This window comes from Bradyrhizobium sp. SRL28, from assembly GCF_018596315.1.
In the GTDB taxonomy this organism is placed as follows: Bacteria; Pseudomonadota; Alphaproteobacteria; order Rhizobiales; family Xanthobacteraceae; genus Bradyrhizobium.
Genome location: NZ_JAHEAG010000004.1, coordinates 297,990 through 312,498, shown reverse-complemented (window position 1 = coordinate 312,498; position 14,509 = coordinate 297,990). Strand labels below are relative to the sequence as shown.

The 14,509-nt window shown below is 62.6% G+C and carries 14 protein-coding genes; 4 read left to right on the top strand and 10 right to left on the bottom strand.

The annotated features are described in order from the left end of the window. Positions 1–83: 83 nt before the first annotated feature. A complete protein-coding gene (locus KIP88_RS12980) occupies positions 84–1,040 on the bottom strand; it encodes a homocysteine S-methyltransferase family protein (RefSeq protein ID WP_214488294.1) in 957 nt (318 codons plus the stop codon). A 229-nt stretch (positions 1,041–1,269) separates the two neighbouring features. Here KIP88_RS12980 and KIP88_RS12975 point away from each other — a divergent pair, with 229 nt between their 5' ends. After that, complete coding sequence (locus tag KIP88_RS12975) at positions 1,270–1,890, top strand: TetR/AcrR family transcriptional regulator (RefSeq protein WP_214488425.1); 621 nt, start codon at positions 1,270–1,272, stop codon at positions 1,888–1,890. A 24-nt stretch (positions 1,891–1,914) separates the two neighbouring features. On the opposite strand, the gene KIP88_RS12970 is transcribed toward KIP88_RS12975, so the two are convergent. From KIP88_RS12970 to KIP88_RS12940, 7 genes are all read right to left on the bottom strand, one after another. Then, positions 1,915–3,675, bottom strand: a complete 1,761-nt coding sequence (locus KIP88_RS12970; protein ID WP_214488293.1) for an alkaline phosphatase — start codon at positions 3,673–3,675, stop codon at positions 1,915–1,917. Positions 3,676–3,857: 182 nt separating this feature from the next. Further along, positions 3,858–5,195: an argininosuccinate synthase gene (argG, locus tag KIP88_RS12965; protein WP_214488292.1), complete on the bottom strand. Its 1,338-nt coding sequence runs from the start codon at positions 5,193–5,195 to the stop codon at positions 3,858–3,860. A 119-nt stretch (positions 5,196–5,314) separates the two neighbouring features. Continuing rightward, on the bottom strand, positions 5,315–6,076 hold the full coding sequence (locus tag KIP88_RS12960) for a phosphatase PAP2 family protein (protein ID WP_214488291.1): 762 nt from the start codon (positions 6,074–6,076) through the stop codon (positions 5,315–5,317). Between the two features lie 42 nt (positions 6,077–6,118). After that, on the bottom strand, positions 6,119–6,610 hold the full coding sequence (locus KIP88_RS12955) for a hypothetical protein (RefSeq protein ID WP_214488290.1): 492 nt from the start codon (positions 6,608–6,610) through the stop codon (positions 6,119–6,121). Positions 6,611–6,756: 146 nt separating this feature from the next. Continuing rightward, entirely contained in the window at positions 6,757–7,983 is a 1,227-nt protein-coding gene (rlmN, locus tag KIP88_RS12950; RefSeq protein WP_214488289.1) for a 23S rRNA (adenine(2503)-C(2))-methyltransferase RlmN, read from the bottom strand. 162 nt (positions 7,984–8,145) lie between these two features. Continuing rightward, positions 8,146–8,784 (bottom strand): invasion associated locus B family protein, encoded by a 639-nt coding sequence (locus KIP88_RS12945; protein WP_214488288.1) that lies wholly within the window; start codon positions 8,782–8,784, stop codon positions 8,146–8,148. 166 nt (positions 8,785–8,950) lie between these two features. Further along, the gene (locus tag KIP88_RS12940; RefSeq protein ID WP_214488424.1) at positions 8,951–9,790 is read right to left on the bottom strand and encodes an SDR family oxidoreductase; all 840 of its coding nucleotides are present in this window, start codon (positions 9,788–9,790) and stop codon (positions 8,951–8,953) included. 120 nt (positions 9,791–9,910) lie between these two features. On the opposite strand from KIP88_RS12940, the gene KIP88_RS12935 reads away from it, so the two are divergent. The 3 genes from KIP88_RS12935 (at position 9,911) to KIP88_RS12925 (ending at position 13,535) form a co-directional block, all read left to right on the top strand. Then, a complete protein-coding gene (locus KIP88_RS12935; RefSeq protein WP_057854574.1) occupies positions 9,911–10,885 on the top strand; it encodes an NADPH:quinone oxidoreductase family protein in 975 nt (324 codons plus the stop codon). A 331-nt stretch (positions 10,886–11,216) separates the two neighbouring features. After that, a complete protein-coding gene (locus tag KIP88_RS12930; RefSeq protein ID WP_214488287.1) occupies positions 11,217–12,323 on the top strand; it encodes a hypothetical protein in 1,107 nt (368 codons plus the stop codon). Between the two features lie 33 nt (positions 12,324–12,356). Continuing rightward, positions 12,357–13,535 carry a TAXI family TRAP transporter solute-binding subunit gene (locus KIP88_RS12925; RefSeq protein ID WP_214488286.1) on the top strand — a complete coding sequence of 393 codons (1,179 nt, stop codon included), beginning with the start codon at positions 12,357–12,359 and terminating at the stop codon, positions 13,533–13,535. An 85-nt stretch (positions 13,536–13,620) separates the two neighbouring features. On the opposite strand, the gene KIP88_RS12920 is transcribed toward KIP88_RS12925, so the two are convergent. Beyond that, positions 13,621–14,007, bottom strand: a complete 387-nt coding sequence (locus KIP88_RS12920; protein WP_214488285.1) for a YkvA family protein — start codon at positions 14,005–14,007, stop codon at positions 13,621–13,623. 103 nt (positions 14,008–14,110) lie between these two features. After that, positions 14,111–14,416 (bottom strand): 4a-hydroxytetrahydrobiopterin dehydratase, encoded by a 306-nt coding sequence (locus KIP88_RS12915; RefSeq protein WP_214488284.1) that lies wholly within the window; start codon positions 14,414–14,416, stop codon positions 14,111–14,113. Between the last annotated feature and the right edge of the window lie 93 nt (positions 14,417–14,509).

Here is a 14,509-nt window from a genome sequence, read left to right as displayed (position 1 = left end):
ATCTGCGCAAGCTTGATTGCTATGCGAAACGGTATCCACCCCGGATCAAGTCCGGGGCAGGCTTTCGCTCGAAAACGCTATCGTCAGGCGCTGAGCGCCCGCGGCGGCACGCAGGCATCGCAAATGGCTGCGGCGTGCCGGTGATCGGTGCCGCAGCAGCCGCCGAGAATACGCATCTTCGGAAACGCGCCTCTGAGATTGAGGTAACGCCGCCCGAGGTCGGACGGATCTCCCGAATCCAAAGTTACGGATTCGTCGAGCTCGGCATGGCTCTTCGTCGAGGCGTTGGCCCTGACGCCATGGATACGCGCCGTCCAGGCCTCGCCCGCCTTCAAGGCATCTTCGAAATGCGTTGGATGGGCGCAGTTGATCAGGAAGTATTCGGGCGAACCATCCGTCTCGCGATCCACGGTCTCGATCGCCTCCCGCAACGTTTCACCCTTCACCAGGCGGCCGTTGGTCTCCACGGTAAACGAAATGGCTGCTGGCACCCCCAGCGACCTGGCGGCGCGTGCGACACCGATGGCTTCATTGATGCTGGTGAGCGTATAGGCGGTGACCATGTCGGCGCCGCCCTCGACAAAAGCCGCGATCTGCGCCCGATGGTAGGCCTCGGCTTCGTCGGCTTCCATATTGCCTGCCTTGTAGCCGTCGCCGCGCGGGCCGATGGCGCCGCTGATGACGCAGGGCGCGCCTGGCCGTTCCCAACCGGCGCGCAACTCGTCAAGAAATGCGATCGAACGGACATTGATCGCCCTGAGCGCGGACGCGTCATAGCCAAGCATTGTGCCCCAATCCGGATTGGCACGCCACGTCGGGCTGTCGAGCACGAAACCGACCCCATGCTCGCGCGCGACCGCGAGATAGCTCGCGTAATACTGCTTCAACTGCTGCCGGCCTTCGGCGCTGTCGAGCAGCACGAAGGCGGCGAAATGCGGCAGTTCGATTCCTTCGTGAAAGATCAGCGTCGTTTCCATGCCGCCATCGGTGAGGAAAATGCCGCCACGCCGTTGCGGAAGATCGTCTCTGTACTTGGCCATCTCAATATCTCCGGAGCTTTTTCCAGCCGTCGGTAGGTCGTTCCCGGCCCCGTCTGGGTCGGGCGATGTTGGTGCCTCATAGTGTCGCGGCTTCCTAGGCGGCTCGCGGTGCGGATGAACCAGATGCGGCAAAATGATACGAATTCAAAAGGTTGCACCCTGAGACGCAAAGCCGTGCCGCTGCCGGCCGTGGAGAAACCGTACCATGAGTGCAGTTCTGGAACCCCGGATGAGCAAGGGCGAGGCAACGCGTGAGCGAATTCTCGAGATCGCGGAAGCCGCCGTACTCGCCAAGGGATTTGGCGCGACCTCGATCGACGAAGTGATCGCCGAGGCCGGCCTCACCAAGAGCGGCTTCTTCTATCACTTCAAGGACAAGAACGCGCTCGCACGTGAAATGCTTCGCCGATATGTCGCGACCAACGACCACCTGTTCGACGAAATTTTCGCGCGCGGCCGTCAATTGTCCGACGATCCGCTGCAGGCCTTCCTCATTTCACTGAAGCTGCTCGCAGAAACGATGGCCGACCTGCCGAGCGGGCATCCGGGCTGCCTGATCGCGAGCATCTGCTATCAGGAACGGCTGTTCGATCGCGAGGTTCGCGAGCTCACCGCGCAATCCGTGCGCGACTGGAACGCGCGCTTTCGCAAGATTCTTGACGGCATAGCCGCAGTGTATCCGCCAAGAGAGCCGGTCGATCTCGACGATGTCGCCGACATGCTGTCCTGCATCGTCGACGGCGCCATCATCATGTCCAAGACGCTTAACGATCCCAGCCGGCTCGAACGGCAGGTCCTGCTCTTTCGAAGCTGCGTCAAGCTGATGTTCGCCCCGTCGCCGCTTTCCTGACGCGCAAGAAGCCCTGGTGCGAAGCTACGGTCCCGCCGCCGCGAGTCCGAGCGCATCGGCCATGACCCGGAAGACTTCGGTATTGTCCATCGAGCCGCGCACCCGATCGCTCCCCGGCCCGGTGGCGGTCAGGATGACGTCCTCGCCCGAATGAACGCTGGCGCCGATCATCGCCGGCAGATTGCCGAAGCGCAGCACGACGCCGGGAACATCCTTGTACTTGTCGTTGGCCTTGAAGCTCTCGGCCTGCTCCCCCTTCACGGTCGGCTCGTTCGGATTATCGAGCTTGGGACGGAAGGTCTCGTAATGATCCGGCAGGCTGGCGGAGAAGATGGCAAGACGCTTGCTGACGTCCACGCGCGCCGGATAGCCCTCGGCATCGGGCGCCGGATAGTTGGGAAAACCAGCCTTCTCGTAGACGCCGACGCGCTCGCGCAGCGGCACGTTGGGCGTCGTGCTCATATCGTCATTGATGGTCCCGACCAGGCTGTTCGGATGATTGTGGTCCGCCAGTACCAGGATCAGGGTGTCATCGCCGCGAGCGCGCGCCCAATCCCGCGTCAGGCGAACGGCATTATCGAGCATGATCGTGTCGTAGACCGCGCGCTCCATGTCCAGCAGATGCGCGTATTTGTCGATCATCCCGGACTCAACCATCAGGAAGAAGCCGGCATCGTTTTTCGACAGAACGTTCAGCGCGGTTTGCACCTGTTCGGTCAAATCGGGCTGGTCGGGAAATTTCTTGACGCCGCCGCCCTTGATAAATTTGCGATCCAGCGCGCCGTCCATATTCCCGGTGGCGAATAGGCCGAGCAATTGACGCGTGTCGGATTTGGCGTTCACCGCATCGAGCTCGGTCTTTGTCGTCGCAACCGAGTAGCCGGCGCCGCGGAATCTGGCGACATAATCGATGTCGTCCTTGCGTTTGGACCCGGAGGCGGCTTGCGGAAGGAAATTCGCAGCTCCACCGCCCATCAATACGTCGGGCTTGGCCGCAAAAAACTGATCGACAATCTCGTCATAAGCAGCACGTCGTCGGGTATGCGCCACCATCGCCGCCGGCGTGGCATCCTCGATTTCGGTATTGGTGACGATGCCGATCGCCAGGCCGAGCCGCCGCTTCGCCAGGCTGGTGATGGTTTCGACCCTGGGGTCATCGAACGGACTTGCGGTGCGGTCCGCATAGACGCCCATCGCGTTGACGGCAGTCTTGTGGCCGGTGGCGTAGGCGCTGGCCGCATTCGCCGAATCGGTGATGATGGAATCGGAGCCTGCCGTCGCGACCAGGGCCATATGGGGCATGTCGTCGATCGCGAGCTTGCCGCGGCTCTTGCCCTCCGCAATCCCCTTGGAGAGGATGCGCGCGGCGACACGGTGGGCGGGCGACATCCCGTCGCCGATGAACAGGATCACGTTCTTCGCCTTGCGCGGACCAGAGTCATAGGCCGTCCACACCACGCTGCGGCTGCGCGTGCCATCGCTGACCTCGACCGTGACGCTGCCGGGCTTGGACAATGCGACATTGCGCAGGATCAGCGCCGACTGGTCCTTGCCGTCTTCGCGATCGACGAAGCTTCCACTCTGGCCGAATGCGGCGGAATAGTCCGCCCCGTTGACCGTGACCTTCATTTTCGCCGGGTCGACGCGATCGGCAAACTCGACCTTGAAGTCGAAATGGGCGCCAACGAGGATTTCGGCGCGGTCGATCGGATAGATCGTTTGAGCTGATGTGGGCGAACCCGCCAGCAGGATGGCGACAATGGTTGCGGCGAATGGCTTGATCATGATCGATGCCCGGCGGTCGTTGGTGGCGCAGCGGACGGCAAGATCCGACGCCGCATGCGCGCGGCACGGCAAACCTATCCCCGCAGAATGACGTCTCCATAACACAGGGCGTCCGGACCCCGGCCGGAAGAAATCAAAGCCCGGCGGCATGATCCGGAAAGTTGAAGGTACGCCCGCGCGCCTCAGCCCTTGTCGCTCTCGAGCTTGAAGATGTCGGCACCTTCCCGGCTCGATAGCAAGCCTGTCTTTCCGTAGATATCCAGTTTGGCGCGGGTATCGGCGACGTCGAGGTTGCGCATCGTCAGCTGGCCGATGCGGTCCGCCGGCGTGAACGCGGCATCCTCGACCTTCTCCATGCTCAGCCGCTCCGGCTGATAGGTCAGATTGGGGCTCTCGGTGTTCAGGATCGAGTAGTCGTTGCCGCGGCGCAGCTCGAGCGTCACTTCGCCGGTGACGGCGCGCGCCACCCAGCGCTGGGCGGTTTCGCGCAGCATCAGGGCCTGGGAATCGAACCATCGCCCCTGATAGAGCAGCCGGCCAAGTCGCATGCCGCTGATGCGGTATTGCTCGATGGTATCCTCGTTGTGGATGCCGGTGACGAGGCGTTCGTAGGCGATGTGCAGCAGCGCCATGCCGGGAGCCTCATAGATGCCGCGGCTCTTGGCTTCGATGATCCGGTTCTCGATCTGGTCGCTCATGCCAAGGCCATGCCGGCCGCCGATGGCATTGGCCTCGAGGAACAACGCGACCGGGTCGGTGAACGTCTGGCCGTTCAGCGCGACCGGCTGGCCTTCCTCAAAACGCACGACGACCTTTTCGGCCTTGACGACACAGTCGTCGCGCCAGAACGGCACGCCCATGATCGGATTGACGATCTTGATGCCGCTGTCGAGGCGCTCGAGATCCTTGGCCTCGTGGGTGGCGCCGAGGAGATTGCTGTCGGTCGAGTAGGCCTTCTCGGCGCTCATCTTGTAGGCGAAGCCATTGGCGGTCATGAACGCCGACATTTCCGCACGCCCGCCCAGTTCGTCGATGAACAGCTGGTCGAGCCAGGGCTTGTAGATCCGCAAGCTCGGATTGGTCAGCAGGCCGTAGCGGTAGAACCGCTCGATATCGTTGCCCTTGTAGGTGGAGCCATCGCCCCAGATGTTGACGCCGTCCTCCTTCATGGCCGCGACCAGCATCGTGCCGGTCACGGCGCGGCCGAGCGGCGTGGTGTTGAAGTAGGCGATGCCGCCGGTAGAGACGTGGAAGGCGCCGGACTGGATGGCGGCGATACCTTCGTGAACCAGTTGCGTGCGGCAATCCACCAGCCGGGCTTTTTCGCCGCCGAACTCCAGTGCCTTACGCGGAATCTCGTCGTAGTCGGCTTCGTCAGGCTGGCCGAGATTGGCGGTATAGGCAAAGACGCGCGCGCCCTTTTGCTTCATCCAGAGCAGCGCCGCGCTGGTGTCGAGACCGCCCGAGAAAGCGATGCCGACTTTTTCCCCCTTGGGCAGGCTTTTCAGAATCGTACTCATCGAGCTTCCAATCGGTCGAAATGGCGGATGTCGGCTTTTAGGGCGCGAATAACAAATTTCGCGCGGATGGGCACGCGTTTAATGGCCCTTTTTAATTGCTCTTGGCGGCTAAGACCGGATTACCCGACTTCGCGCCCGCGCCAGCGCTGCAACAGCCGGTAGCCGGGCCAGCCCCAACGCGCCAGCGCGGCCTCAATTTGCTCATCTGACCGCCGGGTCGACGGCCAGCGGTAAATCCAGGCATGGCAGAGCCAGATCACGAAAAAGCTCACCAGGCCCGCGGCGGCGACGTCGGTAAAGAAATGCCCGCCGAACGCCATCCGCAGCCCGCTGGTGACGACCCCGAACACGGTTGCCGCCACGTAGGCCAAAGGCCGCCACGCCGGCGGGGTCAACGCCGCGGGCGCGTAAGCCCAGAACGCGGTGGCGCCCTCGCCGGAGAAGAACGAGCAGTTGCGCCCGCACTCCCCGCGCGGGTCCCACCACGGCACGAACTGCCAGGGGCCGTTGAACTCCGTCACCATCACCGGCCGCGGCCGTCCCCAGTAGCTCTTGAAGGTGAGATTGGTCAGCACGACCGCGGAGAGCAGGATGGTGACCAGCAGAAACACCGCCGCGCGTCCCGGAACCAGCATCGGCCGGTCGGGCCGCAGCAGCTTTCCTGCGATGGCAATCAGCGCCGGCAGCGCCAGCGCCCAGGCAATCCACATCGCGGCATCGCGCGCGAAGCCGGCAAGCTCGTTCTGCTTCAGCGGAAACGATGTGCTCGTGGAATCGTAGAACAACGCCGCCAGTTTCAGGTCGAGTTCGGGGAAAATCCCGAACAGCAGTCCGATGACGAGCGATAAGCCCAACGCGATTACAAGTCCGGTCCGGTTCATGGCGCGGGGTTTAGCCGAGGCGGTTGGGGATGAAAACCCCCGTCACGCCTGCGGCCGCGAGTGCGAAGGCAATGGTGGCGGTGGCCGCAGCGGAGGCCGCGGTTCGCGCCAGGCGCCGGCGGATCGGCCCGCGATCATCCAGTAGACGAGGCCGGCCACGATGCCCGCGCCGGTCATGATTTCGAGGTGGCGGCGCACGATGCCGTCGAACTGCATGGTCTGCGGATCGAACGGAATAAGGCCGAGATAGCAGGCCGCGCCGACGAGCGCGCCGCCGATCGCGTAGGCCAGGATGCTGCGGATGTAGAAAGCTTCGGTAATCAGCACCACAATCAGCGCCGGCGGCAGCGCAAAGCCGGACAGGAAGATGAAGCCGAAGCCGAGCACGACATTGATGGCGCTCTGGTCGATCGGCGCGCCGCCGAGATCGCTGATCTCGGGATACAGCACGGCACCAACTACGATCATCCCCGCCACGAAGCAGGCGGCGAGGAAGGCAAAGAAAACGACGAAGAGGCGGCCGATCAGGGGCATGCTCGCACACCGTCATTGCCTGCGACAAACGCGAAGCGTTTGCGCAAGGGAGCGAAGCGACGAAGCAATCCATCTCTCGGCAAGCGGGGAGATGGATTGCTTCGCTTCGCTCGCAATGACGCATAGCATGCAGCGCGTCATTTCACTCAATCCGTCATCGCCATGGCGCGCAGCGCCTGGCGCTCGCGCGCGGACAGTTTTTCGGTCTCCGACTTCAACTGACCGCAGGCGGCGAGAATGTCGCGGCCGCGCGGGGTCCGCACCGGCGAGGAGTAGCCCGCATTGAAGATGTATTCGGAGAACTTTTCGATCTGCTCCCAGTCCGAGCACTCATACGTTGTGCCCGGCCACGGGTTGAACGGAATCAGATTGATCTTGGCCGGAATGCCCTTGAGCAGCTTCACCAGCAGCTTGGCGTCATCCATGGAATCGTTGATGCCCTTGAGCATCACATATTCGAAGGTGATGCGCCGCGCGTTCGACGAGCCCGGATAATCGCGGCAGGCCTGCAGCAATTGTTGAATCGGATATTTGCGGTTCAGCGGCACCAGCTCGTTGCGCAATTCATCACGCACGGCATGCAGCGAGATCGCCAGCATGACGCCGATTTCGTCGCCGGTGCGGATGATGTTCGGCACCACGCCCGAGGTCGACAGCGTGATGCGGCGGCGGGAAATGCCGATGCCTTCGTTATCTGCAACAATCAGCAGCGCATCGCGCACCGCGTCGAAATTATACAGCGGCTCGCCCATCCCCATCATGACGACATTGGTGACGAGGCGGCTGCCGGTCGGCGTCTCGCGATCGGCCCAGTCGTTGAGGCGATCACGCGCCACCATGATCTGGCCGACGATTTCGCCGGCCGTGAGATTGCGCACCAGCCGCTGCGTGCCGGTGTGGCAGAACGAGCAGTTCAGCGTGCAGCCGACCTGCGAGGAAACGCACAGCGTGCCGCGATCGGTTTCCGGGATGTAGACGCACTCGACCTCATGCGCCTTCTGGAACGCGTCACCGCTCGGCAGGCGCAACAGCCATTTGCGGGTGCCGTCGTTGGAAACCTGCTCTGCGACCACTTCGGGGCGATCGACGGTAAAATGCTGCTCCAGCTGCGCACGCATTTCCTTCGAGATGCTCGTCATCTCATCGAACGCCTTGGCCCCGCGGACATACATCCAGTGCCAGAGCTGCTGCGTGCGCATCTTGCGCTGCGCGGGCGCAACGCCGATCTCGCCCAGCCGGCCGGCGATCTCGGCGCGCGACAGGCCGATCAGCGAAGGTTTTGCCGGCGGCACGTAGGTTTCGAGCGGAACCTTCTCGAGGGGAGCCACGGCCACCGTCGGCGTAGAATTCGTCACGGTCGAAACTGAGGTCATCGGATTTCTGTTCTAGAGAGAGCGTGGGTGGGCAAAGCGAAGCGTGCCCACCACAAACGTTAATGGTGGGCACGGCGCGTTGCGCCTTTGCCCACCCTACGAGGACACTCAAATAGGCCTTCCAGGCCCCGTAAACAACGTCATTCTGGGCTTAAAAGCCGCCTAGCGCTTGCAATCCTGCGCCAGCCGGTCGAGCGCCTGGGCCAGGCCCTTCAGCGAGAACACGTCCGTGGTCTCGGTGCCCTTGGCGGAGATGCCCTTGACGGTGACTTCGGCGGATTTGCGCATGGCGTTGACCATCTGCTCTTCCTCCGCGGCGTTCTTGATCCAGAGCCCGTCGCCTTGGGTATACATCGCAAAGGACGAACCGCCGACCTCGAGAGAGGATTCCGAGCCCGGTTTCAGCGCGTATCCGATCATGATCGAAACTTCGTTGACGACTTTTTCTGCCGGACGCGTCGAGACGAAAGCGTAGGCGGGATCGCGCGGACGATTCGGCGGATTGGTTTTGGATGACGATGGCTTCGCCAGCGCGAAGCAAACCTTCCTGCCGGCCGGCGTCGCGGTGTAGGCGCCCCAGGTACCGTACTGTCCGATCAAGGTGGGTTCCGCACCGCCAGCAGCAGCCGGTTCCGCAGGTTTGGCCCCAGGCTTTGCCGCGGGTGCAGGCGCGGGCTTGGCCGCTTCCTTCGCCGAATCCTTGGCGCCCTTCGGAGCAGCGCTCTGTGCTTGTGCGAGGGATGCCGCCCCACACAACGCCGCAATCGCAACCAGAAATGTCAGTATTCGCAACACGGACAACTGGTTCCCTCATCATTGTGACTGCAAGATGGCCCGAGAGCGCTTCGCGCCGCCGGGGATGGATAGCCGGGAAATGCTTTTTTGGGAAGGCAGTTACGACGTTGCTCACCGCCGTGGCGACGCTTCGTCCCAGATCCCCAAAGCGAATCAAACGCAGGCTTCGGTTTTAGCCCTTGGGACGGCGCTCGCGCTGCTTTTGCCACTGCGCATCGGTCCATTGCAACAGATCCTCGGCGCCGGAACTGCGCAAATGGGCGCCGCCATCCTGCACCACCATCTCACCATTAATATAACCGGCCTGGTCCGAAATCAGAAAGCTCGCCAGGTCAGCAAGTTCGCCATGCTCGCCGGCGCGGCCGAGCGGATTGCGTTGCGCCCAGCTTTCATCGCGGCCCTCGGGGCGGAGCTGTCCCGAAGCGCCCGGCGTCGGAAACGCGCCGGGCGCGATCGCAACCGTGCGCACACCCTTGGGTCCCCATTCCACGGCAAGGCTCCTGGTCATCGCGAGCACGGCGGATTTCGCCATCGCCGAAGGCACCGTGAAAGCGCGGCCGGTGATCGTCGAGGTCGAGAGAATGCTCAGCACCACGCCTCTATGCTTGCCGTCGATCCATCGCCTGCCCGCGGCGAGCGTGCAATACATTGTACCGTGCAGTGTCGGCGCCAGGATCGCGTCCGCCGCCCGCGACGACAGATGTTCGGTCTGCGCGATGAATGTCGCGGCAGCATTATTGACCAGCACATCGAGCGGCGCCTCGCGCCATATCCCTTCCATCATGGCATCGACCGCAGCCCCATCGCGGATATCGCAGCCGATCACGCCGACCTTGCCGCCGAGTTCGCCGCGCATCCGCGCGGCCGTCGCCTCCAGCAATTCCAGCCGCCGGCCGCAAATGATCAGCTCGGCGCCGAGCTCGACGAAGCGGTGTCCCATCACAGCCCCGAGACCCGAACCGCCGCCAGTGACCAATATCCGCTTTCCCGCCAGCAAGCCCTTTTCAAATATCGTTTGAATCCCCTTCGATCACCATAAGGTCATGCGCCTGAATCGGATTGTAGCCTGCCTTCAAATCCGGCAAGAAGCATCCAGCCTCTATCTTTCCCGGTCCGAAAATCAGGTGCGCCCATGAAAGCCATTCTCTGCTCGCAATACTGCCAACCCGACGACCTCGTGCTGGCCGACGTGCCCGATCCGGTGGCCGAACCGGGACAGGCCGTGATTGCGATCAAGGCCGCGGCGCTGAATTTCTTCGACATCCTGATGATCCAGGGCAAGTACCAGATCAAGCCGCCGTTCCCGTTTTCGCCGGCCGCCGAGGTTGCCGGCGTGATCGAAAGCGTCGGCGCAGGGGTCACCGACCTGAAGGTTGGCGACCGCGTGGTGGCGTCATGCGGCCATAACGGCGCGCGCGAAAAGATCGCGCTGCCCGCGAACTCTATTGTGAAAATTCCCGACAATCTGGATTTCGATCGCGCCGCCGGCATCATCATCATCTACGGCACGGCGCTGCATGCGCTGGAAGATCGCGCCAGCCCGAAGCCGGGTGAGACGCTTGCCGTACTCGGTGCTGCCGGCGGCACCGGACTTGCGGCCTGCGAACTCGGCAAGCTGATGGGGCTGAAGGTGATCGCCTGCGCGTCATCGGACGAGAAACTCGAATTCGCCAAAGCCCATGGCGCCGAACTCACGCTGAACTACAGCAAGGAAGACCTGAAAGAGGGCTTGCGTCGGCTCACCGGTGGCAAGGGCGTCGACATCATCTTCGATCCGGTCGGCGGCACTTACGCCGAGGCCGCCTTGCGCTCGATCGCCTGGGAAGGCCGCTTCCTGGTGATCGGCTTTGCCGCGGGCGACATCCCGAAGATGCCGCTCAACCTCGCGCTGCTCAAGGGCTGCGATATCCGCGGCGTGTTCTGGGGCGCGTGGACCAGGGTCAATCCGGAGAAGAACCGCGCCAACTTGGAAAAGCTCGTGAAGTGGACCGCGGAAGGCAAGATCTCCTCGCATGTCGACCGCACCTTTCCGCTGGCGCAAACCGCCGAAGCGCTGAAGGTACTCGCCGGCCGCAAGGCGATGGGCAAGGTGATCCTGCATCCCTGAGCGGAGGCACCGGATCCCGTCCACTTGAAGAAGCGCAAACGGCCCGTGCGATGCGCGGAACCGGCACACGCATTTGTTATCCCATCTAGATAAACTCATGTCACCGATATGGTTTTTCGGTAACAATCTGTGCCCTCAAAGCCCGTTATGCCACCTCTCTGCCTCAATCATACCAAGATATCTCCCCATTCGCATCGCCCGCCGCCGTTTTTTGAGCCCATTCCGTGTGCGATTTTAACCATCAGTTAAGGAGCTCCTGTACGTCGACAAGAGCAAGAAGTAGGTGCAGGGGACGCCCGTCGTTGCGTTCAGTGGAGTGGGGAACATCACCATGGCGGAGAATACCAGACCGGCTCAGTCAAGAGATCCGTTCGACCGGTTCGACGAAGCGATCAGCGATCCTCGGTTGTATGAGGCCGATCAATCCAGGTACGAGCCACTCCGGTATGAGCAACCCCGGCTAGAGCAATCCCGATACGAGCAACCCCAATACGAGCAGCCGTTCGCGCTGTCGTTCGATCGGAGGGATGCGTCGTTTGAGCAGACGGATGTACTGCCGGAGGAGCTGCCGCCACACGAGCCGGTGCCGCTTTTCCTCTCCAATTACGAGGAGGAGCACCATCAGCAGCTTTCCGAATATGCTTTCGCGGGCGGCGACCGAAGGTTCGGCAGCGGCGGGCTGAAGAAAGCGCGCGCGGGACGCATCGTAACCGGCTGCGTGGTGGTGTCGGCGATAGCCGCCGTTCTCGCGCTGTTTTCCATCGACTCGACGCGTGCCGTCATCTTCAACGCCTCGCTCGGCGGTGGCGGCGGTGGCAGCCCACCGGCTGCCCAGCTTGCCGCAGCGGTGCCGGAACCTGAGCTGCCGCAGCGCATTGCCGCGCCGCCGCTGGCCGCCGAACCGACCGGTGCGGAGGTTGCGGCCGCGCGCCGTACGTCACCCAACACCGCGCTGGCATCGGCATCGCCGTCGCGCGACGAAATTGCCGCCGCGTATCAAAGCGCACTCAAGGGCAAGGTCGCGGTACCTGAGCCGGTGGCGCGCGAAGCGTCTCGAGAAGTCGTCGCTTCGATTAATCCGACGGCCCCGGTGATCGCGACTGCTCCGGCCGTTCGTGAGCCCGTTCCGGCGCCGCGTGAGGCGGCTCCGACGCGACGCATCGATCCGGACGAGCTTGCAGTGCTGCTGAAGCGGGCGAAGAGCCTGCTCGCTATCGGCGACATCACCTCGGCCCGGCTGCTGCTCGAACGGGCCGCGGACGCGCAGGAGGCGGAAGCTGCGCTGATGCTGGCAGGAACGTATGATCCGCAGGTGCTGGGCAGCCAGGATTTGCGGAGTGTCACACCCGACCCAGCGGCGGCGAAGGTTTGGTATCAGAAGGCAGCCCAGCTCGGTTCGGCCGATGCAAAACGGCGGCTCGGCCAATTGCAGAACTAGTTAATTACTCAAGACCAGCGCAAAAGGAACCCAATGCGACACTTACTGGGAATGGCATTGCTTGCCATGACAGTGGCATGCAGCAATACGGCGGCGAAGGCCGCAGAAACGGAATACGATCCGGCCAAGGTCAGCGAAAGCCTGAAGGCCATTTTTCAGTTCGGCTCAGTCGCCACCAAGCAGGCGCTGAACGCCAACACAGTCACGCTGATCTCGGGAACGATCGGCGGCACCTATGTGCAATTCGGTGCTGACCTCGCTTCCGTGCTCGACGACGGAAACAAGTTACGCGTACTTCCGATCGTCGGGCGCGGCTCGGTGCAGAGCGTCGCCGACATCCTGTTCCTGCAGGGCGTCGACCTCGGCATCGTGCGAGCCGATACGCTGGACTATCTCGAGAAGAAGGGTTTTGCGAAGGACATCAAGAAGCAGTTCACCTATGTGACCAAGCTTTACAATGAAGAGATGTACGTCCTCGCCTCGAAATCGGTCACCAACATCAGCCAGCTCAACGGCAAGAAGGTCAGCGTCGATCTTCCCAACGGCGGCACCTTCGTCACCGCGGCGATCGTGTTCGAGCGGCTCGGCATCAAGCCTACCTTCCTCTATCTCGAACAGCGCATCGCGATGGAGAAGATGAGGGCAGGCGAGATCGACGCCGTGATTGCCGTCGGCGGCAAACCGTATAAATCCGTCGCAGGGTTCAAGGACGACCGCTTCCATCTGGTTCCGGTCGACTATTCGAAGCCGCTGCAGACCGACTATCTGCCCGCGACCCTTACGTCGAAGGATTATCCCAACCTGATCGCGGAAGGGGGCAAGGTCGATACCATCGCCGTGCCTGCGGTGCTCGCCGCCTACAATTGGGCGCCCAACACCGACCGCTATCGCAAGCTGGCCCAATTCGTGGACGCCTTCTTCACGAAGTTTCCGACGTTCCAGAACCCGCCGTTCCACCCGAAGTGGAAGGAGGTCTCGCTGTCGGCGCCGTTGCCCGATTGGCAGCGACTGCCGGTCGCCGAGCAATGGCTCAAGACCCACAACGTCGAGGCCGTGTCCCGCGCCAGGTTCGATGAATTCCTGAAACAGAGCCCGGCGACCGCCGCAAACGTCAAGAATGACTCGGACAAGGAAACCTTGTTCAAGCAATTCCAGGCCTGGGAAGCCGAGCGAAGCGCAAGAGCGCAGGCTCAATCACCGGCGCAGCGCTAGAGAAAAACGCGTCAAATCGAAAATCCAGAGCCCCGTTCCGATTCACATCGGAGCGGGGCTCTTGGCTATTCAAGCTCTTGGCTATTCAATCCGTCACTTCAGCGGTGTCGATCCCGCGCTTCAGCGCAGCACGGGCGGCATCACGATGCTCCTGCGTGATGTGGCTCGCGACCATGCGGATGGCGGTGGCCAGGACAGCGGCATCGTCGGTAAAGCCGAGCAACGGCAGCATGTCCGGCATGAAATCGAACGGCAGGATGAAATAGGCGACGGCGCCGAGCAGCCCCGCCTGCACGTGACGCGGCGTCTCCTTGTCGAACGCACAGTAATAGGCTGCGAGCAGGTCTTCGGCGAAGGGAAGCTGCGCCACCACCTGCTTGAACTTGATCCAGAAGCGCCGACGCACGCTTTCACGGTCCTGCGCCAGCCGGTCGGCCGGCTCGAAACCCACGGTGTGATCGGACGATGCCATCGCGGCGCTCCTCGGAACCCGGCGCGGCAGATCGCCGCGGCCGATATATGCTTCAAGAATTGGGGATGTCCGCCCCACCTCGCAAGATCGTGGGTGCACGAACTCAGGTGACGCCCAATTGCCTCGCGATCGCATTCATCGCCTTGGCCAGATCGATATCGAGCCGGGTGACGCCGCCGGCGTCGTGGGTCGCCAGCACGACTTCCACCGTCTTGTAGACGTTCTTCCATTCCGGATGATGGTCGTTCTTTTCCGCCACCAGGGCGGCGCGGGACATGAATCCGAAGGCTTCGTTGAAGTCCTTGAAGGTGAAGGTCCGCGCAATCGCCTCGCGTCCGGACGTCTCGGACCAGCCGGGAAGTTCCGCCAGCGCCGATTTCCGCGCCTCCGCCGACAGCCGTTCCGCCATGATCGCCTCCCGTTTCAGATAGCCTCTACTCTAACACCGAAGGCCGCATCGGGGATCCCTGCCAAAAATGGGCAGTAACGGGGCCCAATGGCG